Origin of the sequence: Psychrobacter sp. W2-37-MNA-CIBAN-0211, assembly GCF_040309405.1 — a bacterium.
GTDB classification, from domain to species: domain Bacteria; phylum Pseudomonadota; class Gammaproteobacteria; order Pseudomonadales; family Moraxellaceae; genus Psychrobacter; species Psychrobacter glaciei.
Window position 1 is genome coordinate 1 of the sequence record NZ_JBEOOU010000115.1, and the last position, 285, is coordinate 285.

At 65.6% G+C, this 285-nt stretch carries 1 protein-coding gene; it reads right to left on the reverse strand.

Annotated features, from left to right (window positions below):
* Positions 1–285 (reverse strand): TlpA family protein disulfide reductase (locus tag AAEY72_RS14525; protein WP_352311228.1); only part of this gene is annotated, 285 nt, incomplete at both ends.

Sequence of the window (285 nt, forward strand, 5' to 3'; positions counted from 1 at the left end):
CTGTTGATCAGGCGCCCATCGGCTTGGTAGAACAGCGTAGTCGGCAGCGCCATGGAACCCACGGCCTGGCCGAGGCGGCCGCTGGCGTCGAACAGCACGTTGTCCAGGTTCAGGCCCTGGGTGGCCAGGTAGGTGCTGACGCTTTGCATGCTTTCGGCCTGGTTGACGAACAGGAAGGTCACGTCGGGGCGCATGCGCTGGGCGTTTTCCAGCACCGGCATTTCGCGTCGGCACGGCGGGCACCAGGTGGCCCACAGATTGATCACCAGCGGGCCGCCCTGATAG